The organism is Mucilaginibacter dorajii (assembly GCF_024808255.1).
Classification (GTDB): Bacteria; Bacteroidota; Bacteroidia; order Sphingobacteriales; family Sphingobacteriaceae; genus Mucilaginibacter; species Mucilaginibacter dorajii.
In genome coordinates this window covers 121,572-146,699 of sequence record NZ_JANTYS010000009.1, presented here as the reverse complement: position 1 = coordinate 146,699, position 25,128 = coordinate 121,572, and the positions used below count along the sequence as shown (strand labels likewise).

Genomic DNA, 25,128 nt, shown 5'->3' with positions numbered 1-25,128 from the left:
ACCTGTTGCGCAACGCAACACTTTTGACTACGCCAATCCCCACCCTCAATATTTTGGTCGTCACATTTTGGGCTTCGGTGCGTTATTTGCTTACTTTAGCTTTAAGTACCGTGCTCATGAAAAATACCATCTATATTATATTACTGTTTGCTGTTGTTGCTGGTTTGGGGGCGTGTTCGCCAAAGGTACTGCCTTACGCGGCTACCAACAAAGTGTACAGCCATCAAACAGATTCGGTATTGGAGGTGCTTGGCCGTGAGCAGCCTGCTGTGCTGGTTGATAGCCTGGGTGCGCCCATCCCAAGCGAGTTTATAGGTACGGTTAATTTTAATGCCCGCAAGCCCAACTATGTAATTATCCACTACACAGCCCAGGATTCGCTGGCGCAAACCATAAAAACCTTTACGCTGGTTAAACCACAGGTGAGCGCCCATTACGTGGTGGGCAAGGATGGCAAAGTGGTGCACATGCTTAACGATTACCTGCGCGCCTGGCAGGCCGGCATTAGCAAATGGGGCAGCATTACCGATATGAACAGCTGCTCGATAGGTATTGAGATTGATAACAACGGCCACGAGCCTTTTACCGATGTACAGATAAAGAGTGTGCTGGCGCTGCTTACCCAGCTTAAAAAGGCTTATAATATACCTACGGCCAATTTTATTGGTCACCAGGATATTGCCCCCGCCCGCAAGCCCGATCCGGGACCGCTGTTCCCCTGGAAACTGCTTGCCGCCAAAGGCTTCGGCTACTGGCCCGACGAACTGCTGGAACTACCACCCGACAACTTCGACTATGCCACCGCCCTGCGCCTGATAGGCTACGATACCAGCAACCTACCCGCCGCCATAACCGCCTTTAAACGCCACTTTGTACAAATTGAAGACAGCCCCGTAATGGGTCAGCTGGATTTGAATGTGCTGTATAATGTGTATAGGAAGTATGCCCCCTAACCCCCTAAAGGGGGAACTTTTTGATTTGCGTGGCGCACAAAAAAGCCCGGCACTTTGTGCCAGGCAAATATGTTTTTTTGCTCCCCCTTTAGGGGGCTGGGGGGCTCTTCCACCCATCCTTCAAAGTCACCGTTCTGTTAAAGATCAGCTTTTCATTGGTTGAGTATTTATCTAAAGTAAAGTATCCTTTGCGCATGAACTGTACGGCGGTGCCGGGTGTGGCGTTGGCCAGGTCGGGTTCGATGTACGCGGTTGGGATAATATGCAGACTGTTTGGGTTGATGTAATCTTTAAAGTCGCCCTCCTCGCTTTGTGGGTTCTCTACCTGGAAAAGGCGGTCGTACAGACGCACTTCGGCGGTTTTGGCGTGTGGTACGCTCACCCAGTGGATGGTGCCCTTTACGTTGATACCGCTGGTATCATTGCCCGATTTTGATTCGGGCAGGTAGGTACAATGAATTTCGGTTACGTTGCCATCGGCATCTTTCACAAAGCTATCGCACTTAATGATATAAGCGCTCTTTAGCCTCACCATCAGCCCAACACCCAGTCGGAAGAATTTCTTGGGCGGTACTTCCATAAAGTCTTCCCGCTCAATCCATAGTTCGCGGCTAAACGGAAACTCGCGGCTGCCGTCGCCATCCTCGGCTTCGGGATTGTTCTCGCCGTGGAAGATCTCAGTTTCACCTTCGGGATAGTTGGTGAGGATACATTTAATAGGGTCTAACACAGCCATCCGTCGCCACGCGGTTTTGTTCAAATCCTCGCGTATGCAAAACTCCAGCAAGCCAACATCTATCATGTTTTCGCGTTTGGCCACGCCAATACGTTCGCAAAACTCGCGGATACTGGCAGGCGTATAACCACGACGACGTAAGCCGCTAATGGTAGGCATGCGCGGATCATCCCAGCCATCAACATGACCTTCAACCACTAATTGCAGCAACTTGCGCTTGCTCATTACCGTATAGTTGAGGTTAAGGCGGGCAAACTCGTATTGTTTAGACGGGAAGATGCTGAGGCGCTCAATAAACCAATCATACAGCGCACGGTGGGGGATAAACTCCAGCGTACAAACCGAGTGGGTTATTTGCTCGATAGCATCAGATTGCCCGTGGGCAAAATCATACATGGGGTATATGCACCAGGCATCGCCGGTACGGTGGTGATGGGCGTGCTTAATGCGGTACATCAAAGGATCGCGCAGGTGCATATTGGGTGCGGTAAGGTCGACCTTGGCACGCAGTACTTTAGCGCCATCGGGGTATTTGCCGGCTTTCATATCGGCAAACAGCTGCAGGTTTTCTTCTACCGAACGGCTGCGGTACTGGTTGGGTACGCCGGGTTCGGTAGGGGTGCCTTTTTGATGGGCAATTTCTTCGGCGGTGCTGTCATCCACATAAGCCAGGTCGGCTTTAATAAGCGCTACTGCGAAATCATAAAGCTGGTCGAAATAATCAGAGGCGTAAAGTTCTTCGGCCCAGGTAAAGCCCAGCCATTTAACGTCTTCTTTAATGCTATCTACGTATTCAACATCCTCTTTAACAGGATTTGTATCATCAAAACGGAGGTTGGTTTTGCCATTGTATTTTTGTGCCAGTCCAAAGTTTAAGCAGATGGATTTAGCGTGCCCAATGTGCAGGTAACCATTAGGCTCGGGCGGGAAACGGGTTAATACCCGGCCGTTATGCTTGCCGGCAGCTATATCTTCTTCAACAATTTCTTCTATAAAGTTCAGTGATCTTTCTTCGCTCATAGGGCAAAAATAATAAAAAAAAGCCCCCTAACCCCCTGAAGGGGGAACTTTTGATTAGTATACGGCTTTACGGGTGTTAATAACAATGTGCGAATCAAAAGTCTCCCCTTCAGGGGAGATTTAGAGGGGCCTCTTCTATTGTTTTTATAGGAAAAGTATTAAATTTGGAAAAACGCATAAATCTTAACCCGCACACCTATATGAACATGTACCCAGATCCATATATGAATTTTCAGGATATGACCGCCGAGGAGATGGCCTTTTTACAGCAAGCCACCGCCGCTTTGGATGACAGCCAGAAAAAGTATTTTTATATGGTTTACAGCAGCAAACGTAAAAACTCGCAGGAGATTTTGATTTTTACGCTGCTCGGTTTTGTGGGCTTTGCCGGCATACACCGTTTTGTTTTAGGGCAGATAGGAATGGGGCTGGTTTACTTTTTCACCATCGGCTTTTGCTGGATAGGTACTATTATTGACCTGGTGAACAATAAATCCCTTACCCTGGAGTATAATAAAAATATGGCTTACGAAAGCCATAGGATGGCAGCTATGAGTAAGCAGGGATAGCGTTAATAATGACCTCTTAAAGCATGGATCTTGATGGTTTGGGTATCCTCCAATATCTCATAAACAAGTCTGTGTTCCTGATTTATTCGCCTTGACCAAAGTCCGGTTAAGTTATGCCTGAGCATTTCTGGCTTACCTATGCCTTCAAACGGGCTTTGTTCTATGGCACTTAGTAGTTGTTGGATTTTCTTTTGGATAACCTTATTGCCTGATTTTTTCCAATATGCAATATCCTCCTGCGCCTCGTCAGAATAGATTATTTCCATAAATCATCGGTTTTAATAGCCTTAAACTTTCCGGCTTTAAAATCTTCTTTACTACGTTTTATCTTTTCTACAAATTCTGGGTCATAAGGAGATTCGCCTTCTTCAAAGCGGATTTTTAAAGCTTTCATAAAGGCTTTAAGAGCGGCTAATTTTTCTTTGTTCTCTGGATGTGCTATTAATATTCCCATAATCAAATTTACTATTTTATTTTAAGAATGAATATTTGATATATTAGCATATCAATATATATGAAATTATCCGCCCTAACCGCCTACCTTGAAAGCCTTGCGCCACTGGTTTACCAGGAAGATTATGATAACGCCGGCCTCATAGTTGGTAATCCCGACCAGGAAATCAGCCAGGCTCTGCTATCTTTAGATTGTACCGAGGCCGTTGTAGACGAGGCTATTGCCACCGGCTGCCAGGTGATCATCTCCCATCATCCCATTGTTTTCCGTGGATTAAAGAAGTTTAACGGTAAAACTTACGTGGAGCGCGTGGTGGAAAAGGCGATCCGTAAGGGAATTGCGTTGTACGCCATCCACACTAATCTGGATAATGTAATGCAGGGCGTAAACACCCGCATTGCCGATACCCTGGGTTTAAAAAACTGCCGCATATTAGCTCCCAAACATAACCTGCTTAAAAAGCTCATCACCTTTGTACCCCAGAGCCATGCCGATGAAGTGCGCAACGCCTTATTTGCGGCAGGTGCCGGTAATATTGGCAACTATAGCGAAGTAAGCTTTAATGCCGAAGGTGTAGGCACTTTTAAGGGGAATGAGTTTACCGACCCACATGTGGGTGAGCAAGGCAAGAGGCACAGGGAAAATGAGATTTGTATCCAAACCATTTACCCGGCTAACCTGGAGAGTAAGATCATCATGGCCTTGATATTAGCCCACCCTTACGAGGAGGTGGCCTATGACTTGGTACCCCTAACCAATCAGCACCAGCAGGTAGGCGCGGGCATGATTGGCGAATTGGAAGTACCCACTAACCAGGAATCATTCCTGTTTCATGTAAAGGATAAGATGCGTACGCACGTGATAAGGCATACCGCTTTTACCCATAAGCCCATAAAAAAAGTGGCTGTTTGTGGCGGAGCCGGAGGCTTTTTGCTGAAGCATGCCATAGCCGCCGGAGCTGACATTTTTATCACTGCCGACTACAAGTATCACGAGTTTTTTGATGCCGAAGGAAAGATAGTGATAGCAGATATCGGACACTTTGAGAGTGAACAATTTACGGTGCAATTATTGTATGAAATAATACGGAAAAAATTTCCTATCTTTGCCGTCCGTTTAACAGAAGTAAATACAAACCCCGTCAAATATTTTATTTAATGGAACAAACCGTAGAACAAAAGCTTAAAGCTTTATACGAACTACAAACCATCCACACCAAAATTGACAGAATCCGCCAGGTACGCGGCGAGCTGCCAATGGAAGTTGCTGATTTGGAAGATGATGTTGCAGGTCTTGAAACCCGCATTCAGAAAATCAAATATGAGCTTGACGATGTAGAGGATGAGATTGTAACCCGCAAAAACCTGATCAAAGATGCTCAGGCTAATATCAAAAAATACGAAACTCAGCTTAACGAAGTTAAGAACAACCGTGAGTACGATGCTATATCAAAAGAAATTGAGATACAAGGCTTAGATATTCAGGTGAGCGAGAAAAAGATAAGGGAATATGGTTTTGAGATCACTTCAAAAACCCAGGTTTACGAAAAAGCCCTTGCCGATCTGGAATCCCGTAAAAGCGACCTTAACGCTAAAAAAGATGAGTTAGGCACCATTACCGCCGAAACTGAAAAAGAAGAGAACGAATTGAATGCCCAGGCAGAAAAAGCGATCCCTAACATCGAAGAGCGTTTATTAACTGCTTACAACCGTTTGCGTCAAAATGCAAAAAATGGTTTAGCGGTAGTAACCATTCAGCGCGATTCATGCTCTGGTTGTTTTAACCAGATCCCGCCTCAGCGCCAGTCTGATATCCGTCAGCGCAAAAAGATCATCGTTTGCGAGCATTGCGGTCGTATCCTGGTTGATGAGCAAATGGCTTTAGAAGCAGAAACAGTATAAGTATTCACTTACCAAATTATATAAAAGGCATCTTCATGATGCCTTTTTTTATGAGCTGAGTTTTATGCAAAGATCAAGGTTAACCTATTTTATCCTCGCCACAGCCACCATTATCATCGGCCTGCTTTCCCGCCATTTTAAAAACATTCCGCTGTTTATTGGCGATATCCTTTGGGCTACAATGGTCTACTTTATCATGTGCTTCCTGTTTATCAATAAACCTGTAAAATTCGCAATCACAGCCGGTTTGTTGTTTTGCTTCGCGATAGAGTTTAGCCAGCTTTACAAAGCGCCCTGGATAAATGAGTTAAGGCATACGCTTTTTGGCAGGTTGGTTTTAGGTGAGGGCTTTTTGTGGAGCGATCTGTTGTGTTATGTGGTTGGGATAGGAGTTGGTGTAATGATCGAGCGGTTGATTAATAAGCGAAGTTTGTTTTGAGTCTGTCAGTCTCTTTCCCATTCAGTTCGTAACTTGCCTTGGGTAATTATTGGATCTTCTTTCATGCGAATCCTACCATTGTACTTTTTTGCATCAAAGCCAATGTTAACGGTTTCTGGGAATAGTTTTTTTTCAATAGCTTCAATTTCCTTAGTTGTAGCCCCGTCTTTCAATATTAATATCATAGTTATTTCTTCATAACAAATTTAAAGATATCTGGCTTCAAAACAAACTCGTTTGTTTCCCTTTCTTCGGCACAAATAAACTGTAATCATATTCGGGCATCTCGCGACCGGCCATAAAGCGCTTACAAGCCATTTTAAACATCTGGTGGATAGATTCTGCCACTTTACCTTCGCCGCTCATACGGCGGCCAAAATCGCTGTCGTTAAGGTTGCCGTCGTGGCAGGATTTAATCAGGTTTAAAACCTTCTCGGCTCGATCTGGAAATGCTTTATAGATCCAGTCAGAAAAGATCTCTGCAATGCTGCCATTCAGGCGTACCATGGTAAAGCCGGCAGCCAATGCGCCACGGTCGGCAGCGGCCTTGATAATGTTGGGCACTTCGTTGCTGTTTAAACCGGGAATAATGGGTGCCGCCATCACCCGCACCGGGATGCCCTTTTCTGATAACTTTTGCACTACCGATAACCTGCCCGTCGCGGTTACCGTGCGAGGTTCCAGCTTTTGTCTTAACTGTTCATTAAGTGAAGTTATGGAAACATTAACGTGCACCAGGTTCATGGCGGCAAGTTCGGTAAGGATATCCATATCGCGTAGGATCACATTATTTTTGGTGATGATGCTTACCGGGTTTTTATACTGCAAAAAAACCTCCAGCAGGCGGCGGGTAATCTGTAAACGGCGCTCTACCGGCTGGTAGCAATCTGTATTGCCCGATAGCATAATGCAAACCGGCTTGTAATTCTTTTTATTAAAATATTGTTCCAGCAGTTCGGGGGCGTTTGGCTTGATGATGATTTTTCGCTCAAAGTCGAGCCCGGCGCTAAAGCCATAATATTCGTGGCTGTTGCGGGCATAGCAATAAATGCACCCATGTTCGCAACCCTGGTATGGGTTAATGGAGTACATATGACTCAGGTCGGGGCTGTGTGATTCGCTTACTATCTTTTTTGGTGTTTCTTCAAAAAGCTGGGTGGCGCTATTTTCAAGTAAGGGCTCATCAAGGCCTTCAATATGCTCGGCTACATATTTGTTTTTCAGAAACTTGTTGTGGGTATTAAGCTGCGCACCTCGTCCCTTAAAAAAGTCGGGAGTATCCTCATTTGCCATAAAGCAAATTTGCTAATATATTTAGCAAATTACAACTCTATCAGCTTGTTTTTTATGCTGTATAAAACAAGGCCAACACGACTTTTTATCTGGAGCTTTTCAAATAGCTGGTCGCGGTAGCTATCAACCGTGCGCACGCTTATGCACATGGTATCGGCAATTTCTTTGTAAGTAAGTTCGGTACTGGTGAGGCGTAAAAACTCAATTTCGCGCGGGTTTAGTTTTACCTGCGCGGCTTTGTCGGCGTTAAAATTATTCAGCAGATGGCGGGTAACAAAATCTGGATAATACAAATCGCCCTCCACTACTTTAATTAATGCTTTTTCAAATTCATGAGGTTCGGCATCTTTTAACAGATAGCCTTTTACCCCGGCCTTAACCATAGATAATACTTTTTCGGCATCCTCAAACATCGATAAAATGATAACCTTTATTGATGGATGAAATTTACGAAGCCATTGAGCTGTTGATATGCCATCCATTACCGGCATATTGATATCGAGTAAAATAATATCGGGGATATGGCCGGTAGTAATATTATCAATCAGTTCTTTGCCGTGGGCGGCTTCAAACAGTATGTTATAGTTGCCAAAGCTTTCTATCAGCGCGGACATACCGCTTCTGAAAAGGCGATGATCATCAACCAGGGCTATTTGAATGGGTTCCGTTAGCATAAATTTCTTGTACCAGGGGGTTAAGGGATAGCTTTATAGTACAGCCTTGTTTGGGTGAGCTGCTTATAACGGCCTCTGCACCAATCAATCCTGCCCTGTTTGTCATGTTACGCAACCCAGATCCGCTCTTGTCATTAAGCAATTCGGGCTGAAAACCAACGCCATCGTCTTGAATGGTTAAATTAAACATTTGTGTATTATAATACAAACCAATTTTTAGGTTTGCGGCGTCGGCATGTTTTAAGGCGTTGTTTAATGCTTCCTGGAATATCCTGAACAGCACCAGCTCGCGTTGCTCGCCCAGGCTATAGGCTTCACCATCAACCGAAAGCTCCATATTGATGAGGCCGCTTTTGTTGATCCTGATGGCTTCTAACTCTAACGTTTTCACCAAACCTAAAGCGCTGATATGCTCAAAACTTAAACTTTTTGATAGATTGCGTAAGTCGGTAATGGTTTGTGCAACCAGTTCGCGGTTGTCATTTAGTTTTGTTTTTTCGGGGTCTGGCAGTTTATTGCCCAGTAAGCCCAGGTTGAGTTTTATAAATGATAATACCTGGGTAATATTGTCATGCAACTCCCGGCTTACATAGTTAAGCGTTTCTTCCTGTATCTCAATGCGGGTTTTCAGCAGCTCCTGTTTAAAAGACGCCTGTAGTTCTACTTTTTCTATCCGGTTTTTATTTTGCTTTTTTTGAAATAGCAACAGAAAACCCACCATAAAAAAACCAAGCAACAGCAGTAAGGCTGTGCCGGTAACTATGATAAGAATAATTTGATCGTCTTTATAAGGCATAAACGGATGCGTGAAATCAAAAGTAAATTAAGTAATAGATTTTAAATTACTGAAATGGTAATTGTAACAATTAAAAATCGCTTATTGCCGTAAAGCTAAAATAAGGATGGCAAAAATGTTTTATAATGAGAAACACTCTTCGGATACGATCTAACTCCATAGAGGCATTTATGTATGGTGCTTATTTGTTTTAGAGCTTAGCATTGTACCAATCCGCATTATAATCCGTTAATTGACTGCTTTTTTTTTCTAAAAAAACATAAAAGAGCAAGCGTTATTAATAAAACGAAAATGAGGTTTGCCAGGTTTGGAATAGTGCGTGCCACAATAAGAAATGTGGGGTTATTTTTATAGGCCATATAACTAAAGCAGGCATAAAAGAAGGTGGTTCCCAGCAAATATAACGATAAGCCGGATGCCATTAAAAAATCCGGGGTGTAAAGTAGTTTTTGATCCTCGGTGGCTTCTGTGAGTAGTAAATAATAATAAGCAAATACCAATATCAGCAGGAATATACCCATTACAACTGTGGCAATCGTATCAAATTTAAAAAAGCCTTGGATAAAAGCGATGTCGACAAAAGTGAAAATCAATACCAGTCCCTCAACTAAATATATCGCTTTTTTATAAGGCTTCAGTTCATTAAAGGATGCAAGCAGATAGGTAAACAACAGCAGTTCAATTACTCCCTCCAGGTTATTACACCATGAATTGGTATGATGCCATATAAGCAGTTTATTAGCAATAGCCAGTTCATAGCAAAATGCAAACAGCTGATAGATGGTAAGCCATTTGTATGCTTTGGGCAGCCGGTTGTAATTTAGTAGCCCGCATGCAAAGGAAAATAGAAGCGAGACAAGGTATATGCTATTTAACATCCAATATTCTTAATGATGGTTTATAATGCAAAAGTAACCATCATATGCATTTATAAACCATCATTAAGAACATGGATATCATTATTTATTCACAGGGCGGACAGGTAGGGCAGTCTGGAGGGCAGTTAGTTGCTCTGTTTACCGGGCCCAATCCTACTTCATTTTCCAGTGGTTCATAACCATTTATAACGTCGTTATCACAACCATCGTCGCTTACAGTTCCAGCCAGTATAATGGTTGTCTGGCTTGGATAGGTGGTTTCGGTTTCATCATATGCTGCAAGGTAAACGCGTACCCCCGTTGCTGTTTCGGGCAGGTTATTAACGTAATCTTTCAAATCATCAATTGGGATCCACGATGATAAGGTGTCATTAATGGTATACGTTGAATCGATAAGACTTTTACGCGTAGAAGCGTAACGCGCTGTCATTTGTTTTGCAATTGCTAAATCAATTATTTCCATACTTAATCGGGGTTAGTTTGCCACCAATTTAGTATTCTTATACGGAATGTTGCAACCCGTATTTTAACTGATTTTCCACACCGTTAATTCACCGAAAACGAGTGTTTTATAGCGTGTTTTGACACAAAGCAGGTGAAAGTGCAATAAAAACAAATGTGAAGTTAAACCCGAAATCGGCTTAAATATGCGCAAACGGCCGGGTAATTTGAATGGATTGATTGGAAAGTGACAAGAGGATACCTCAATTTAATGAGTCGTCCAGCAAAAACACGAACAGTTCTTTTGGTCCATGAGCCCCAAGTACCAGCGTTTTTTCAATATCCGCAGTGCGGCTTGGCCCGGTTACATTGCTGATCATGGATGGCAGCTTGTTGCCGTATTTTCCTTTCAGAAGTTTAAAGCCGTCTTTTAGGTCCATTACCATTTGCGAGGTATAGGCCAGCACAATATGCACCGGTGGATAAATGCTTAAACGCCTGCCGGCCATGTTACCGTTTGATAGCAGAATGCTGCCATTACGGGCTATTAAAGCTTCGCAAAAAGTAAAGCCAACCTCGGCCTGTTCAAAATCTTTATCGGTTTCGTAAAAGGGGTATTCAAAGCGGCTGAGTATTTCCTGCAAGCCAGGCTCCCAGCAATATATTTTATGCCAGTTGCGCTCTTCGGCAAGGGAAAGCAAGGTTTCTATGAATTGAATTTCATCTTCGCAAAAAATAAACTGGCCGTTAACGGCTGTAAATTGCTCAGCGAAAACAACTTCGGGTATTTCTTCATCACTTGCATAAAGCGGCAGGTCTTCCAGCTGCGGATAGGGGTTATCCCTTTTCTCCAGCAAGGCCTTGCGGATCTTTTTTAACAGCTTTTCTTTTGATGTGGTGATATCCCTCATAGTTTAAAAAGGAAAGCCACCAGCTTTGGCTGATGGCTTTGTATAATGTTATTAATTATTAAAGCTTTGGTGCTTCCCCATCAATCGACGATAATTCGGGATTGATAATGCTATCAGGGATAGCGTTATTATCGGGGATCAAAGCTGGCTCGCCGTTAACAAACTTATCATAAGCGGTGCGGTGCTCAAATGGCCTTTTTCCTAAAATATCTTCCAGGTCGGCCTGGAACAATACTTCTTTCTCCAATAACTTTTTAGCTACCTTTTCTAATCCATCGCGATGTTTAATTAAAAGTGTTTTGGTATTGGCATAAACTTCCTCAACCAGGTTACGCACTTCGGAGTCAATTAGTTCGGCAGTCGCGTCTGAGTAAGGCTTGCTGAATTGATTTTCGCCCTGCGGATCATAAAAAGACAGGTTACCAACTTTGGCATTCATACCATAAATTTTAACCATGCCATAAGCCAAACGGGTAATGCGTTCCAGATCGCTTAACGCACCGGTGGTAATTTTGCCAAAGGTGATATCTTCTGCAACGCGGCCACCCATTGATAATATCATATCATCCATTAACTCTTCCTTAGATACCAGGAAGCGCTCATTTGGCAAGTATTGTGCATAACCTAAGGCCGCAACACCACGCGGTACAATAGATACTTTAACCAACGGGTCGGTATGCTCCAGGAACCAGCCAGCAATAGCGTGCCCGGCTTCGTGATAAGCGACAACGTTTTTTTCTTCTGGCGATATCAGGGTGTTCTTTTTCTCCAAACCACCAATTACGCGGTCAATCGCATCCTGAAAATCAGACATGTCAACAGCTTCTTTGTTTTTACGTGCAGCAATCAAAGCGGCCTCGTTACAAACGTTGGCAATTTCTGCACCGGCAAAGCCTGGTGTTTGTGCCGATAATTTTTTGGCGTCAACATCATCAGATAACTTGATAGGCTTTAAGTGAACTTTAAAGATCTGCTCACGGCCATTCAAATCCGGTTTATCGATAGATACCTGCCTGTCAAAACGTCCCGGACGCAATAAGGCAGAATCCAGCACATCCGGGCGGTTGGTAGCTGCCAGTATGATGATACCAGAATCGGTACCAAAACCATCCATCTCAACCAATAACTGGTTCAGTGTGTTTTCGCGCTCATCATTACCGCCAACAATATTGTTTTTACCACGGGCGCGGCCAATGGCGTCAATCTCGTCAATAAATATGATACAAGGGGCTTTGTCTTTCGCCTGGCGGAACAAATCACGTACACGTGATGCACCCACACCCACAAACATCTCCACAAAATCAGAACCGGATAGTGAGAAGAATGGTACATGTGCTTCGCCGGCAACAGCTTTAGCTAATAAGGTTTTACCTGTACCCGGCGAGCCTACAAGCAGCGCTCCTTTAGGAATTTTACCGCCCAGGTTGGTGTATTTTTTAGGATTTTTAAGGAAATCTACAATTTCCATAACCTCTTGTTTGGCTTCTTCCAAACCGGCAACGTCATTAAAGGTAACAGTTACCTGTGCTTCTTTATCAAATAAAGTAGCTTTTGATTTGCCGATGTTAAAGATCTGGCCACCGGGGCCGCCGCCCGAGCCGCCACTCATGCGGCGCATAATGAAGATCCATACGGCAGCAAACAAGATCACCATAATTACACCTTGTACCAGCCAGTTTGATAAAAAGCTTTCGCGGCCTTGTTGTAATTCAAGTGATATATCGCCTATTGTAGGGTCAGATGCTTCTGCTGCCGCTATTGATTTCTTTAAACTTTCGTAAGAGTCATCAGTAAATGTGTACTGCGGGCCGTTGCCGGTTGCAAACATATGCTGGTCTTTACTAAGCTCGCTGTATTGTGGCTTGTTTAAACTCTCTTTTTTAATGTATACCTCGGCAATAATCAAATCGCCGCTTTTATAAGCAATAAGCTTATCTACATCATGCTGTTTCAGCATTTTTGTTTCAAAGTCCTGGTAGGTTATGCGTTTACCGGCATCGCCGCTCAGTAAGGTTGACGCAAGCAGGAATGCCAAAACGATGATACCATAAATCCACATAATGTTAAACTTAGGTGGTTTTGGCGGTGTTTTTTTATTGAGGATTTTCCTTATCGGTTTCGGACTTTCTGATTTATTATCTTTATTATCTTTCATTTCTGTTGTTACGTGCTCAAACTTACAATCTATAATTTAAAATACAAGGTATTAACATGACGCTGTCATGAGTCATTACGTGACTACCAATTAAGCGCTTTTGTAACTTTTAATTTCGGCATCGCCCCATAATTCTTCCACGCCGTAAAACTCGCGCTTGTCTGTCCGGAAAACGTGAATCACAACGTCCACATAATCAAGCAGTATCCATTCGCCATACTCCAAACCCTCTTTGCGCCATGGTTCTGTTTGGGTTGCTTTAAAAATTTCATCTTCAATGCTGTTGGCTATGGCTTTTACTTGTGTAGATGAATCGGCGTGGCAAATCACAAAGTAATCTGTTACCGAACTATTTAAGTTACGAAGGTCTAACCTTACTATATCGTTTCCCTTTTTTTCCTGGATACCATGTATTGCCAGTTCAGAAATATAGGTTGACTGACCTACCTTTTTACTTTTTACCATCAAAAAGAATTAGTTTTGAACGTTTTTTGGTTAAAAATTATTACACTTTGCAAAATAACATATTTTCGGGATTATTTGTTGGTCAAAATTTAGTAACAATTAAAGAAGTTGACTCAACCAATACTTTCCTTAAAACATTACTGTCAAATTCCAAGCCAGTGCCAGAGGGTACGGTCATTATGGCAGAAAGCCAATATGCCGGCCGGGGCCAGCAACAAAACAAATGGCATAGTGAACCGGGCAAAAACCTTACTTTTAGCATATTGCTAACACCTTCGTTTTTGCCTGTTTTACAGCAGTTTGACTTAACAAGGGTGGTTAGTTTAGGTGTTTACGAAGCGCTTAAACCCTTGCTTGGCGACCATTTAAAAATTAAATGGCCAAACGATATTTATTATGACAACCACAAGCTTGGCGGTATTTTAATAGAAACGCACTTGCAGGGTGATAAGATCAAAAATGGCGTAATTGGCATAGGGCTTAACATAAACCAGGAGCGCTTTGAACCGGGGGCTGGCAACGCCATTTCTGTAAAGCAGATATTACATAAGGATTATGATTTACGAGCATTATTATTAGAAATTTGCGGGTATATAGAAGGATACTATCTTAATTTAAAGGCGGGTAATTTTTCTTTTGTAAGGAATGTTTATTTAAGCCGACTATATTGGCTAAACGAGGCAAAGCAATTCCAGTCGAATGGAGAGGTTTTTACCGGAACCATTATCAATGTAAAAGACGAGGGTTTGCTGGTAGTTGAAAATAAAAACGAATTGCAGGAGTTTAGCTTGAAACAAATTGAATTTTTAAACAAATAACTAATGAAAAAACTATTGTTGATGATGGTGGCGCTACTAATTTGCGCGGGGGCTTACGCGCAAATTGAAACACCGGTAAGGTGGTCATACGCGGCTAAAAAGGTAAATGCCAAAGAAGCTATTGTGTTTTTAAAAGCAACCATACAGCCGGGCTGGCATATTTACTCGCTTAATGTTGGCGATGGAGGCCCTATAAAAACATCATTTGAGTTTAACAAATCAAAAGACTATGCGCCGGTAGGTAAAACTACCGAGCCATCTCCGATGTCGAAATTTGAAAAATCATTCAATATGAATGTTACTTATTTTGAAAAGGAAGTTATTTTTCAGCAAAAGATAAGCCTTAAGTCAGCATCGGCAGCCAGCGTAACTGGTAAACTTACTTACATGACCTGTAACGATAAAAAATGCCTGCCACCAGAAGATGTTGACTTTACCATTCCTTTAGGCAAATAATCAACAGCTGAAAAAATCAATGAAACTATTTAGCAAGATTAACTGGTTGCCAACGTCAATTGCTGTGGTAACCTTACTTATTGTGTTTGGCCTTAACGCCCCAAAGCCTGTTTACGCCGCACAAAAGCAAAGTAAGGATACAACAGTATCTGCCAATGACGTGCAGTTTACCGATATCCCGACCGCCGCCGATAGTATCGCTATAAGGAAAAAGGCATTGGAAGCAAAGCAGGCTGCAGCTTCGGCCGCCGCGGCAACCGAGCAGGCTGCAAAAATTGCCAATCATGCTTCAAAATCAACTTTAAAGGGAAATCCAGAATCAATCTGGGCTATTTTTATAGCGGGTTTTCTGCAAGGCTTACTGGCAGTACTTATGCCTTGTATTTATCCGCTACTTCCTTTAACGGTAAGCTTTTTTACCAAAAAAAGTGGCAGCCGCAGAAAAGGGATAACCCAATCGTTTATTTACGGACTATCTATTATTGTTATTTACGTTACCCTTGGTGTGCTTATCTCTATCATATTTGGGCCCGAAGCACTTAATAATTTAGCTACCAATGGGATATTCAACCTGTTTTTCTTCTTGTTATTGGTAGTGTTCGGCGCTTCATTCCTTGGTGCTTTTGAAATAACCCTGCCAAGTTCGCTGGCTAATAAATTAGATGCCAATTCAGACAAAGGAGGCTTATCCGGCATATTTTTTATGGCCGCAACTTTAGTGGTTGTGTCATTTTCCTGCACCGGGCCGCTTATTGGTAATTTGCTGGTAATATCTGCCACAAGTGGCGATAGGGTAGCTCCGGCTATGGGCATGTTTGGTTTTTCTTTAGCGCTTGCTTTGCCGTTTACCATATTCGCGTTGTTTCCGTCGGCACTCAAGAGCTTGCCAAAATCGGGCGGCTGGCTTAACAGTATAAAAGTTGTGCTTGGGCTTTTAGAATTGGGCTTCGCGCTCAAGTTTTTATCTAATGTAGATTTGGCTTACCACTGGAACTGGTTTGATAGGGAGGTGTTTTTATCAATCTGGATAACTTTGGGAATAATCGGCTTTTTGTACCTGATCGGAAAAATTAAGTTTTCTCATGACAGCGATTTGCCTTACCTATCTGTGCCGCGTACTTTTATCGCCATTATAGTTTTTGCATTTACGGTTTATATGATTCCTGGCCTTTGGGGGGCACCACTTAAAGTAATAAGTGGATTTTTACCGCCGCCTGCTACACAGGATTTTGACCTTACCCGGTCTATGGGCAGCGGCCCATCGGCACCCGAACAAAAAACATCGATCAAAGAAAAAAAATATGAAAGCATTTTTGCACGCGGGAAACACCAGGGTTTAAATGAATGGTATGATTATGACCAGGCTTTACAGGTATCAAAAGAGCTTAAAAAGCCTATATTAATAGATTTTACTGGCTGGAATTGCGCCAACTGCCGTAAAATGGAAAACGAAGTGTGGCCCGATCCCGAGGTTCGTAAACGGATGCAGAACGATTTTGTGCTGTTGGAACTGTATGTTGATGAGAAAACAGATCTTCCTGCATCTGAAGTTTATACTTCATCTTTTAGCTTTAAAAAGATAACGGGTATTGGGGCTAAAAACTCCGATTACGAAACCACAAAGTTTAACACCAATTCACAGCCATATTACGTTATTTTAGATAGTAATGGTAATGTGCTGGTACCGCCTAAGGGAGCCGATTTTAACATTCAGGCTTATATCAAATTTTTAGATAGCGGCATAGCGGCTTATAAAAAGTAGTACGCGTTTAAAAATTAAACGTAAATTCGCGGCAACTTTTAAAAGTTTGCCGCGTTTTTTGGTTACGGGGTGTTTTTTTAAGCCACTAATAATTAAATTATTCAATTTTTTAAGGTAGGGTTAAGCCAGCCATATCAGCATAAAAAATGACGCAGATTAAAAAAATAGGACTTTATACTTCAGGTGGCGACTCGCCGGGCATGAATGCTGCCATTAGGGCGGTTGTACGTACAGCTATATATTATGGTATTGAGGTAGTAGGTATTCGCCGCGGTTATGAAGGCATGACCAAGGGCGATTTTATACCCATGAACCGCAAATCTGTATCAAACATCATACAGCGTGGAGGTACTATTTTAAAAACGGCCCGCTGCGATAATTTTCGCACGCCGGAAGGGCGCCAACAAGCATACGATCAGCTTAAAAAACATAACATTGATGCGCTTGTGGGTATTGGCGGCGATGGTACATTTACCGGAGCAAAAATATTTGGTGCCGAATTTGATATGCCAATTATTGGCTTACCGGGTACCATTGATAACGATTTAATGGGTACCGATTTCACCATTGGTTACGATACTGCCATTAATACCGTTGTTGAAGCTGTTGATAAAATACGTGACACCGCAGAATCGCATGACCGGCTTTTTATTGTAGAAGTAATGGGCCGCGACTCTGGGCTGATCGCCCTGCGTACCGGTATAGCGGCAGGTGCAGAAGCGATCCTGATACCGGAAAGTAAAGGCGGGATGGATGGCTTGTTTAACCGCCTTGAAAATGGCCGTAAAGATAAAACCTCAAGAATAGTGATTGTTGCCGAAGGTGAAGAAGCCGGCGGCGCGTTTGAAGTTGGTCGCCTGGTTCAGGAGCGCTTTCCGCATTATGATACCCGTATTTCGATATTAGGTCACATTCAGCGCGGTGGCGCGCCAAGCTGTATGGATAGGGTGCTGGCAAGCCGTGTAGGCGCTGCCGCGGTAGAAGCCCTGCGCGATGGTCACCGCAACGAAATGATAGGCATTATTCATAACGAAATTGCTTATACCCCGTTTGAACATGCCATTAAACATCATGTAGAAATCAACCCTAACTTGTTAAAGCTGGTTGAGATCTTATCGATGTAAAAAATATGAAAGTTCAGACTTACGAAGTTTTTAAAACTTCGTAAGTCTTTCGGAGATGCATCTTCCAAAACCTGTAGTCTTTTCTCCTTTGTCCAAATCCTACACCTGCCCGGTAAAGGTATTATCAACAATAAGCCTTATTACATCATCAATTTCGGTGCTTACCGTAAGTATGTGCTCAATGATCTGTTCGTTGTCGGGATTGTAAAAGTTATTGCGGTCCATAATGCTTATTAGCCCCATCATGCTGGCCACCGGTCGTCTTATTTCATGTGAGCTAAGTGAGGCAATATTACGCAGGCGTTCATTTTGATCTATCAGTTCCTGTTCAATTTTAAGTCGCTGGGTAATATCGCGGGCAAAACAGCCAACGCCAATAATTTCGCCTTGTTGGGTATATATCGGGTTAAAACTTACTTCAAAATACAGGGGTGTGTTCTTTTCCCTGTCAATACTTTCATTAATAATGGTGTATTGCTCGCCATCAAGCGCTTGTTGATAATAAATTTTCCACTCCTGGTGTATTTGGGGTGTGTAGCCTTTATGCATGTAGGAGTATGCCCCTTCTTTGGGTTCAACGCCTGTTAAATGTGTTGTTTCGGTAATGTAGGCGTTGTTCATATAAACGTAACGCATCTCTTTATCAACAGACCAAATATGATCATGTGTATTATTAATGAGCGCCTCAAGACTGTTTTTTGCCCAGTTTGCCTCTTCCTGGGCGCGACGCTCGTGAGTGATATCTTTAACATACATGGTAATACCCTCGGCCGATGGGTATACCGATGTGCTAAACCATTTATCTATCAATTCAAAATATTCGGTAAACTTTACGCTTTGCCGTTTTTCAATTATTTCATAATAGGCCCGGCCAAAGCCCGAATCCATAATCTCGGGGAAAACCTCCCATAATACATTGCCCAGCATTTCTTCCCTCGGCGTGTTGGTCATTTGTTCAAAAGCCGAGTTTACGGTTACAAATTTCCAGTCGTTATCAACAATGAAAAATGAATCGGTTATACTTTCAATAAATACATTCAGCTTTTCTGATGCAGCTTTAACCTCTTTTTCAATCTTTAGCTTATTGGTAATGTCCTGGCCGATGCCTTGTATTTCGCATACCGTACCGCAATCGTCAATAATGGAGATAAACTCCCAGTCGGTATCATGAATTCCGCCATTAATGTCGGGCTTTTTATGCACCAGTCTAACAATTTTGCCGGGGTTGCTAAGGCATTGTTCAAAAGCCTCGTTGCAAAGATGCAGCTCTTGTGGTATAGTGCATATTGAAAAATGCTGCCCAATAAGTTCGGTTGCCGTATAACCAAAGATTCTTAAAAACTGCTTGTTGGCAAAACTAAAATGGCCATTTATATCAATCCTTATTAAAAAATTAGTTTGTGAATCAATTAATGAGCTTAAAAACTGTTCTCTTAGTTTAACCTCTTCCTGGTAACCAAGCTGGGTGGTTACATCAACCGCTTCTACAAGTACGCAGGCACGATTGTTATATTTTACCGGGTACCAGTTGATCTCGGCAAAAATAGTATGGCCGTTTTTACTGAGATGTTTCCACGTGCCGGCTTTACTGAAATCGCCTTTGGGTAATAAAAACCTACCCCGCTCCTGTAAAAAGCTGCCCAGTTTTTCCGCTTCCAGCGGCGATCTGATATCGTTAAGTGTCATCAGCAAAAACTCCTGCTCTGTATAGCCGTAGTTGGTAATAGCCGTATGGTTAACCTTTACAAAGCGCAGTGTTTCTATATCTGTGATCCAAACCGGGTTTGCATTTTTATAAAACAGATCGCTAAAAACACTGCTTTCTTCAATGTTTTCCTGGGTTTCCTGCCTATCTTCGGTAATGGTGCTCTGTAATATCTTATTGCCCGAGAGGCCATCAATAACCAGGCTTTTTTTATCAATGATATTTTTGGCTGTTTGCCCGGGGATATGAATTTTATAGCTTAACTCAACCGACTCATTTACCTGCAGGTTTTTAATAGTTGCACCTATTTCTTCGCGCCATTCGCTACCAATAAGCGCAAGCCAAAGGGAATGATCCTGTCTTAGCTGGCTGGCGGTAATACCCAGTATATTGACAATAGCGGGGCTGATGAACAGGAACTTTTGTTCATCGGTATCAAAAATAGTTATGCAATCATTTACAGCGGCGTACGTATGGTTAGGCATACTTTAAATAGGATCTCGGCTTATAGTATAAAGTTAACGTATTTATATTAAAGTATTTAAACTATGTGGTTAATAATTTGGCGGCTACATCATGCCAGTTATTTACCCTTTCAAAATCATTAATGAGCAGATTATGCGGCGATGTATATAACAGCTTACGCCCGCCAAAGGTTACAAAGTTTTTGATACGATCATCAATCATAATGTCGACATCTAATATTTTATGGCCACAAAATATAATGTTAGTCCACGAGATAAAAGGGAAGTGTTCTTCAAGCCAGGCCTGTTTATCCTCCAAAGAGTATTTAAACTCCATGGCAGCGGATGCAATGTACACATCATAATTTTCCATAAGCGCTTTTACCACCTCCTGGCTTCCGGGCATTACTTTAAGATCCCTGAAAAAGCCACGCTCATTAATATAGGGTCTTACCGAGCCTGACAAATGGAGTGGCAGGGTTTCGCGAAACTCCTTGCCGTGCATATCGGTTAATAGTACTTCGTGCTGATGGCGTTCTTTATATAACTCAATGAGTTTATCAATTGTATCGGCCAATACCTCATCCATATCAATAGCGATACGCGGTTTTCTGTAAATGCTCATGGTGGCTTAAGTTGCAACTTTTTAAGGAGATAGACAATTGGCTTATAGAAATAATTGTATTGATAATAATGAATTGATTTTTTGAGTTAATTCACATGTCAATTCGTGTAATGCGATGAAATTTGCGGCCATTTGTGTTGGCTTCAAATAATTAATTACAAGGCTTTTAAATTGTTAATAATAATTTATACCTTTGCATCCCCGCAGAAAGGACTCCGGGGACATGTTGAATACATAAAATAAACAAATGGCAACTAAAATTAGACTGCAAAGACACGGTAAAAAAGGTAAGCCTTTTTACTATATCGTAGTAGCTGACGCCCGCGCTCCACGCGACGGTCGTTTTATTGAGCGTTTAGGTTCATACAACCCAAACACCAATCCTGCAACTATCGACATTAATTTCGACAAAACTTTAGAGTGGGTTAACACAGGTGCCCAGCCTACCGATACTTGTCGCGCTATCCTTTCATACAAAGGTGTGCTTTACAAAAAACACTTAGAAGGTGGCGTAAAAAAAGGTGCTTTAACTGAAGAACAAGCTGCAGAGAAATTTGCTGCATGGACTGATTTAAAAGACGGAAAAATCACCGGCAAAAAAACCAGCTTATTATCTGCAAAAGACGAAGCGCGTAAAGCTGCTTTGGCTGCTGAAGCTAAAAAGAAGGAAGAAAAAGCTGCTGCAATTGCTGCTAAAAATGCTCCCGTTGCCGAAGAAGTTGAAGTTGAAGAAGCTCCGGCTGCTGAAGCTGACGCTGATAGCGCAGAATAATTCTTTAAAAGAATCAAGAATTAAGAGTCAGGAATCAAGAAAGCTGCAATACAGGGTAATTGATTTTCACTCGATGATCTTCAATGGCGAAGCTACCGGCTTCGCCATTGTTGTTTAATAACTATTTTTTATGAAAACCGAAGATTGCTTTAGGGTTGGCAGTATTTTGAAAACCAAGGGACTTAAAGGCGAAATGCAGATCTATGTAGATTTTGATAACCTGGATGCCATTAAGTTTGACGCGCTGTTTGTTGATATGGCCGGCAAAATGATCCCTTATTTTGTGCAATCCATTAAATACCTGCAAAAAAGCAATGCTTATTTGTTTTTGGAGGATGTTGATACCATTGAAAAGGCTGCTTTATTGGTGCGCAAGGATATATACCTGCCCAATAAACTAAAGCCCAAAAAGAAAAAAGAAGAATTTACCCTGGCAGATGTTGAAGGTTTTATCGCCATCGACGAAACTCATGGCGAGCTTGGCGAAATACTGGAAGTGCAGGAATACCCACAACAGCTGATCGCTACTGTAAAATATCAGAATAAGGATGTGCTGTTCCCGTTAAACATCGAGATCATCAAAGGAATTGATATTGAGGCGGGAGAAATTTATGTTGATTTACCCGAGGGGTTGCTGGATGTTTATTTGTCTGAATAGATCTTGATGAGTAAGGATTATTAGAATAAGGAATAAATACTTTTAAAACTAAGCCGGCTGAAATGCTGGCTTTTTTTGTTGTGAATAAAATGTCAAATATATTTGACATTTGTAAAGTTTGTTTTACATTTGGTAAATTAAACTTTACAATTATGAAATCACGATTCTTATTCCCAACTAAATTTAGGTCGATAGGTTACATGCTTTTTGGTATAGATATCCTTTATGCCATCATCATGAAAATTGTACACCCACATGGCTTTGCCAAAGAATTGCAGGAAGTACAACCCTTAGGTATGGCCATAGGTAACGATATTAATATCCTTACAATAGTAGTAGGCCTGTTTTTGATAGCATTCTCTAAGGAAAAAGATGAAGACGAGCTGATAACGCAACTCCGTTTAGATTCATTACATTGGGCCATCTACTTCAATTTCGGCATTTTTATTGTATCGGTGCTTTTTCTTCATGGTCTTCAATTTTTAGAGGTTGTTGCCTATAATGTTATTACGCCATTCATCTTTTTTATAACACGATTTAGGTGGAGGATATGGCGATTAAACCGTTCGTTGAACTCCGAAACCGTATAAACTCATGAAATCACGATTCTTATTTCCTTACTGGTTCAGGTATTTGGGTTTAGTGCTCATTTTATTTCACGTGCCCGTGGTGTTGTTTAAAAAAGAGCTGGGTTTTGATCATCCAGGGGCAGATAGTTCTGATCTTTTTAACAGTCATCATGTTTTTTTTATGACCACAACCTTGCTTATGGCCGTGGGGCTGTTTTTTGCAGCTTTTGCAAAAGAGAAAATTGAGGATGAGCAGATCTCTCAGCTTCGCCTCGATTCATTGCAGTGGGCCATCTATGTTAATTATGTACTTTTGGTGGTTAGCTTAATTTTAAGCAGCGATACAGAGCATATTTTGTTTTTAAATTTATTGGTGCCATTGGTGTTTTTTATAGTTCGTTTCAGGTGGAAGATCTTCCAGAATAACCGTTTACTCAGGAAGGAAGAAGCATAGCTATGAAAAATAACATCCGCGTGGAGCGCGCCATCAAAAACATAACCCAGGCCGATTTGGCCGAAGCTATAGGTGTATCGCGCCAAACAATAAATACTATCGAGAGCAACCGATACGTACCATCAACCGTGCTGGCCTTAAAAATAGCCCGCGTTTTTGGTAAGCCGGTTGAAGAGATCTTTACATTAGATGATGAAGATTAATTAAAAGCTATACTTATGAAAGATAAACCTGTTTTTGCCCCCGAGCTGGCTATCCCCAACGGAATAACAGATATCAGTTTTTATATTGACGCTTTTGGAGCCGAAGAGCTGCGCCGTTTTAGTAACGATGACGGAACGGTGCATGTTTCTGAATTGGCTATTAATGGCGCCGTGTTCCATTTGCACGAGGAAACACCGCACACTGGCCTCCGCAGTCCGCAACGAAATGGCCCATCAGTAATTATCGGCTTATTTGTAGCCGATGTGCATGCCGTTTTTGAGCAGGCCGTTGCCGCAGGCGCAAAAATTACCTCGCCCGTGCAGGATTACGATTATGGCTACAGGCAAGGCACTATTGAGGACACATTCGGCCATCGATGGCAGATACAGTGTGCGATTTAGGGAGCAAGGATTGATGGACAAAGGAATAAGGACTTTGAATAGTATTCAAAACGTTTAACAATTAAATCAACGCAATCATGGCAAACGAACCAATTTTTGGTAACGGTAAAATCTGTTACATCGAAATTCCGGCGGATGATATCCAGGTATCGGCAGCATTTTTTGAAAAAAACATTTGGCTGGCATATCCGGCAGGATAACCATGGTAATGCATCGTTTGATGATGGCGAAGCTACAGTGAAAGCTATAGCAGCCAATGGCGGCACTATTGTACAACCTATCGGTAAAGATTTTCCGGAAATAACCGCGACCTTTACCGACCCGGCCGGGAATTTATGGAGCATTTACCAACATAGGGAATAATTGAGAGCAAAGATGGAAGGAGTAAGGGCAATGGGCCCAACCTGCACATCTGAAATTTACTTATCCACGATTTCTGCACATCTTTGTTTACTTTTAACTTCAACCCAATCACAATGAAACCCACGTTGCTGTTACCGCGCTATTTTAAAATAATTGGATGTTTGCTGGTCATTCCCGGCGTTATCATGGGGTTAATTTTTCAGCACAAAAACAACCATTTTCCATATTACGATGATAGTTTGGTAAAGAGCATCAATATTTTTCCAAGTGCCGGCTTAAATACTTTTAATGACGAAATAATAATTACATTATTAGTAGTGGGGCTTTTTTTTATTGGTTTTTCTAAAGTGAAAAATGAAAGTGATTCAACCATTCAGCTTCGATTAAGTGCATTGAATTGGTCTATTTTAGCTTATTCAGTGGCTCTTTCGGTTTTTCTCATCGTTTATTATGCCGCCATTTTATTTAAAATCCAAATACCCATCTGGAACGATCCTATGTTGGATATCAATTCCTATAATTTGTTTATGCCGCTATTGGTTTTTACCATGAGATTTTATTACATGGTAGCCATTCGCAAAAACAAGGACTTAGTACAAGGCGATCTCTTGCTTCCATTTAGGCCCTTCAAGTTAATTGGCAAAATAACAACAACGCTATTATTGATCCTTATATCATTTGCGTTTGTAAATAAATGGGTAGAAAACTTTGCGTTTTCGGGCGTATTATGTTTATTACCAACTGCATTGTTCCTTTGGGTCGCATCTAAACAAAAGGATAGTAATAAAACAACTCAGGTTGTTCGATTAAAAGCTATGCAAATAGCTTGTTATGTTAATTATATGTTATTAATTGCCTTAACCTGGCTTGTGTATAGTTTCGGTTTTTTAGCGGTTTTATATGTAGACTTGGTTTCATTGTCTTTCATTTTTCTCGCGGTGTTTTATTGGATGTTGGCCAGGGAGAAAAGAAAAATCTTGCCTATAAATTTAAACGCCAATCCGATATCATAATTTACTTCCTCTGTTGCCCAACTGAAATTGGCCCAACTGAAATCTAAAATCTGCA

32 protein-coding genes are annotated in these 25,128 nt (G+C 41.9%); 18 read left to right on the top strand and 14 right to left on the bottom strand.

Annotated elements, in window-relative coordinates; genetic code table 11:
• Positions 1–116: 116 nt before the first annotated feature.
• The gene (locus FHS10_RS14265; RefSeq protein WP_259091642.1) at positions 117–953 is read left to right on the top strand and encodes an N-acetylmuramoyl-L-alanine amidase; all 837 of its coding nucleotides are present in this window, start codon (positions 117–119) and stop codon (positions 951–953) included.
• Positions 954–1,041: 88 nt separating this feature from the next.
• Here FHS10_RS14265 and FHS10_RS14260 read toward each other — a convergent pair whose 3' ends face one another.
• Positions 1,042–2,709 (bottom strand): glutamine--tRNA ligase/YqeY domain fusion protein, encoded by a 1,668-nt coding sequence (locus FHS10_RS14260; RefSeq protein WP_259091641.1) that lies wholly within the window; start codon positions 2,707–2,709, stop codon positions 1,042–1,044.
• Positions 2,710–2,909: 200 nt separating this feature from the next.
• Between FHS10_RS14260 and FHS10_RS14255 the strand changes: the two genes are divergently transcribed.
• On the top strand, positions 2,910–3,278 hold the full coding sequence (locus tag FHS10_RS14255) for a TM2 domain-containing protein (protein ID WP_259091640.1): 369 nt from the start codon (positions 2,910–2,912) through the stop codon (positions 3,276–3,278).
• A 2-nt stretch (positions 3,279–3,280) separates the two neighbouring features.
• On the opposite strand, the gene FHS10_RS14250 is transcribed toward FHS10_RS14255, so the two are convergent.
• Both FHS10_RS14250 and FHS10_RS14245 read right to left on the bottom strand, forming a co-directional pair.
• Positions 3,281–3,544 (bottom strand): Txe/YoeB family addiction module toxin, encoded by a 264-nt coding sequence (locus FHS10_RS14250; RefSeq protein WP_259091639.1) that lies wholly within the window; start codon positions 3,542–3,544, stop codon positions 3,281–3,283.
• On the bottom strand, positions 3,535–3,732 hold the full coding sequence (locus tag FHS10_RS14245; protein WP_259091638.1) for a DUF2683 family protein: 198 nt from the start codon (positions 3,730–3,732) through the stop codon (positions 3,535–3,537). Before FHS10_RS14245 ends, FHS10_RS14250 begins: the two co-directional genes overlap by 10 nt.
• A gap of 60 nt (positions 3,733–3,792) precedes the next feature.
• Here FHS10_RS14245 and FHS10_RS14240 point away from each other — a divergent pair, with 60 nt between their 5' ends.
• The 3 genes from FHS10_RS14240 (at position 3,793) to FHS10_RS14230 (ending at position 6,072) form a co-directional block, all read left to right on the top strand.
• Positions 3,793–4,890 carry a Nif3-like dinuclear metal center hexameric protein gene (locus tag FHS10_RS14240; protein ID WP_259091637.1) on the top strand — a complete coding sequence of 366 codons (1,098 nt, stop codon included), beginning with the start codon at positions 3,793–3,795 and terminating at the stop codon, positions 4,888–4,890.
• Complete coding sequence (locus tag FHS10_RS14235) at positions 4,890–5,633, top strand: zinc ribbon domain-containing protein (RefSeq protein ID WP_259091636.1); 744 nt, start codon at positions 4,890–4,892, stop codon at positions 5,631–5,633. Before FHS10_RS14240 ends, FHS10_RS14235 begins: the two co-directional genes overlap by 1 nt.
• Before the next feature lie 64 nt (positions 5,634–5,697).
• Positions 5,698–6,072: a ribosomal maturation YjgA family protein gene (locus FHS10_RS14230; RefSeq protein ID WP_259091635.1), complete on the top strand. Its 375-nt coding sequence runs from the start codon at positions 5,698–5,700 to the stop codon at positions 6,070–6,072.
• Between the two features lie 5 nt (positions 6,073–6,077).
• On the opposite strand, the gene FHS10_RS14225 is transcribed toward FHS10_RS14230, so the two are convergent.
• From FHS10_RS14225 to rsfS, 9 genes are all read right to left on the bottom strand, one after another.
• Positions 6,078–6,257 (bottom strand): hypothetical protein, encoded by a 180-nt coding sequence (locus FHS10_RS14225; protein WP_259091634.1) that lies wholly within the window; start codon positions 6,255–6,257, stop codon positions 6,078–6,080.
• A gap of 37 nt (positions 6,258–6,294) precedes the next feature.
• Positions 6,295–7,365, bottom strand: a complete 1,071-nt coding sequence (locus FHS10_RS14220; protein WP_259091633.1) for a PA0069 family radical SAM protein — start codon at positions 7,363–7,365, stop codon at positions 6,295–6,297.
• Between the two features lie 29 nt (positions 7,366–7,394).
• Positions 7,395–8,039, bottom strand: a complete 645-nt coding sequence (locus FHS10_RS14215) for a response regulator transcription factor (protein ID WP_259091632.1) — start codon at positions 8,037–8,039, stop codon at positions 7,395–7,397.
• The gene (locus FHS10_RS14210) at positions 8,005–8,835 is read right to left on the bottom strand and encodes a sensor histidine kinase (protein WP_259091631.1); all 831 of its coding nucleotides are present in this window, start codon (positions 8,833–8,835) and stop codon (positions 8,005–8,007) included. The genes FHS10_RS14215 and FHS10_RS14210 overlap by 35 nt, the downstream gene beginning before the upstream one ends.
• A gap of 218 nt (positions 8,836–9,053) precedes the next feature.
• Entirely contained in the window at positions 9,054–9,713 is a 660-nt protein-coding gene (locus tag FHS10_RS14205; protein WP_259091630.1) for a hypothetical protein, read from the bottom strand.
• Between the two features lie 85 nt (positions 9,714–9,798).
• Positions 9,799–10,176 carry a hypothetical protein gene (locus FHS10_RS14200; RefSeq protein ID WP_259091629.1) on the bottom strand — a complete coding sequence of 126 codons (378 nt, stop codon included), beginning with the start codon at positions 10,174–10,176 and terminating at the stop codon, positions 9,799–9,801.
• Between the two features lie 241 nt (positions 10,177–10,417).
• A complete protein-coding gene (locus tag FHS10_RS14195; RefSeq protein ID WP_259091628.1) occupies positions 10,418–11,065 on the bottom strand; it encodes a LutC/YkgG family protein in 648 nt (215 codons plus the stop codon).
• Between the two features lie 58 nt (positions 11,066–11,123).
• The gene (gene ftsH, locus FHS10_RS14190) at positions 11,124–13,220 is read right to left on the bottom strand and encodes an ATP-dependent zinc metalloprotease FtsH (protein WP_259091627.1); all 2,097 of its coding nucleotides are present in this window, start codon (positions 13,218–13,220) and stop codon (positions 11,124–11,126) included.
• A 90-nt stretch (positions 13,221–13,310) separates the two neighbouring features.
• Positions 13,311–13,685 (bottom strand): ribosome silencing factor, encoded by a 375-nt coding sequence (gene rsfS, locus FHS10_RS14185; RefSeq protein ID WP_259091626.1) that lies wholly within the window; start codon positions 13,683–13,685, stop codon positions 13,311–13,313.
• Positions 13,686–13,732: 47 nt separating this feature from the next.
• On the opposite strand from rsfS, the gene FHS10_RS14180 reads away from it, so the two are divergent.
• The 4 genes from FHS10_RS14180 to pfkA all read left to right on the top strand — a co-directional run bounded on the left by FHS10_RS14180 (position 13,733) and on the right by pfkA (position 17,845).
• Entirely contained in the window at positions 13,733–14,503 is a 771-nt protein-coding gene (locus FHS10_RS14180) for a biotin--[acetyl-CoA-carboxylase] ligase (RefSeq protein WP_259091625.1), read from the top strand.
• Between the two features lie 3 nt (positions 14,504–14,506).
• The gene (locus FHS10_RS14175; RefSeq protein WP_259091624.1) at positions 14,507–14,959 is read left to right on the top strand and encodes a protein-disulfide reductase DsbD domain-containing protein; all 453 of its coding nucleotides are present in this window, start codon (positions 14,507–14,509) and stop codon (positions 14,957–14,959) included.
• 19 nt (positions 14,960–14,978) lie between these two features.
• Positions 14,979–16,721 (top strand): protein-disulfide reductase DsbD family protein, encoded by a 1,743-nt coding sequence (locus FHS10_RS14170; protein WP_259091623.1) that lies wholly within the window; start codon positions 14,979–14,981, stop codon positions 16,719–16,721.
• 146 nt (positions 16,722–16,867) lie between these two features.
• Positions 16,868–17,845 carry a 6-phosphofructokinase gene (gene pfkA, locus FHS10_RS14165; RefSeq protein ID WP_259091622.1) on the top strand — a complete coding sequence of 326 codons (978 nt, stop codon included), beginning with the start codon at positions 16,868–16,870 and terminating at the stop codon, positions 17,843–17,845.
• Between the two features lie 99 nt (positions 17,846–17,944).
• Here the strand turns inward: pfkA and FHS10_RS14160 are convergent, their stop codons facing one another.
• Together FHS10_RS14160 and FHS10_RS14155 are read right to left on the bottom strand one after the other, a co-directional pair.
• Entirely contained in the window at positions 17,945–20,035 is a 2,091-nt protein-coding gene (locus tag FHS10_RS14160; RefSeq protein WP_259091621.1) for a PAS domain S-box protein, read from the bottom strand.
• Between the two features lie 61 nt (positions 20,036–20,096).
• Positions 20,097–20,639 carry a 5' nucleotidase, NT5C type gene (locus FHS10_RS14155; RefSeq protein ID WP_259091620.1) on the bottom strand — a complete coding sequence of 181 codons (543 nt, stop codon included), beginning with the start codon at positions 20,637–20,639 and terminating at the stop codon, positions 20,097–20,099.
• Positions 20,640–20,886: 247 nt separating this feature from the next.
• Here FHS10_RS14155 and FHS10_RS14150 point away from each other — a divergent pair, with 247 nt between their 5' ends.
• From FHS10_RS14150 to FHS10_RS14110, 9 genes are all read left to right on the top strand, one after another.
• On the top strand, positions 20,887–21,411 hold the full coding sequence (locus FHS10_RS14150; protein ID WP_259091619.1) for a 30S ribosomal protein S16: 525 nt from the start codon (positions 20,887–20,889) through the stop codon (positions 21,409–21,411).
• A gap of 130 nt (positions 21,412–21,541) precedes the next feature.
• Positions 21,542–22,069 (top strand): ribosome maturation factor RimM, encoded by a 528-nt coding sequence (gene rimM / locus FHS10_RS14145; protein ID WP_259091618.1) that lies wholly within the window; start codon positions 21,542–21,544, stop codon positions 22,067–22,069.
• 152 nt (positions 22,070–22,221) lie between these two features.
• Positions 22,222–22,659 (top strand): hypothetical protein, encoded by a 438-nt coding sequence (locus FHS10_RS14140; RefSeq protein ID WP_259091617.1) that lies wholly within the window; start codon positions 22,222–22,224, stop codon positions 22,657–22,659.
• A 4-nt stretch (positions 22,660–22,663) separates the two neighbouring features.
• Positions 22,664–23,092 carry a hypothetical protein gene (locus FHS10_RS14135; protein WP_259091616.1) on the top strand — a complete coding sequence of 143 codons (429 nt, stop codon included), beginning with the start codon at positions 22,664–22,666 and terminating at the stop codon, positions 23,090–23,092.
• Positions 23,093–23,094: 2 nt separating this feature from the next.
• The gene (locus FHS10_RS14130; RefSeq protein WP_259091615.1) at positions 23,095–23,295 is read left to right on the top strand and encodes a helix-turn-helix transcriptional regulator; all 201 of its coding nucleotides are present in this window, start codon (positions 23,095–23,097) and stop codon (positions 23,293–23,295) included.
• Between the two features lie 15 nt (positions 23,296–23,310).
• Positions 23,311–23,697 carry a VOC family protein gene (locus FHS10_RS14125; protein WP_259091614.1) on the top strand — a complete coding sequence of 129 codons (387 nt, stop codon included), beginning with the start codon at positions 23,311–23,313 and terminating at the stop codon, positions 23,695–23,697.
• A gap of 77 nt (positions 23,698–23,774) precedes the next feature.
• Positions 23,775–23,897, top strand: a complete 123-nt coding sequence (locus tag FHS10_RS14120) for a VOC family protein (protein WP_259091613.1) — start codon at positions 23,775–23,777, stop codon at positions 23,895–23,897.
• Positions 23,860–24,060 (top strand): VOC family protein, encoded by a 201-nt coding sequence (locus FHS10_RS14115; protein WP_259091612.1) that lies wholly within the window; start codon positions 23,860–23,862, stop codon positions 24,058–24,060. The genes FHS10_RS14120 and FHS10_RS14115 overlap by 38 nt, the downstream gene beginning before the upstream one ends.
• A 113-nt stretch (positions 24,061–24,173) precedes the next feature.
• Positions 24,174–25,073 (top strand): hypothetical protein, encoded by a 900-nt coding sequence (locus FHS10_RS14110; RefSeq protein WP_259091611.1) that lies wholly within the window; start codon positions 24,174–24,176, stop codon positions 25,071–25,073.
• The last annotated feature ends 55 nt before the right edge of the window (positions 25,074–25,128 follow it).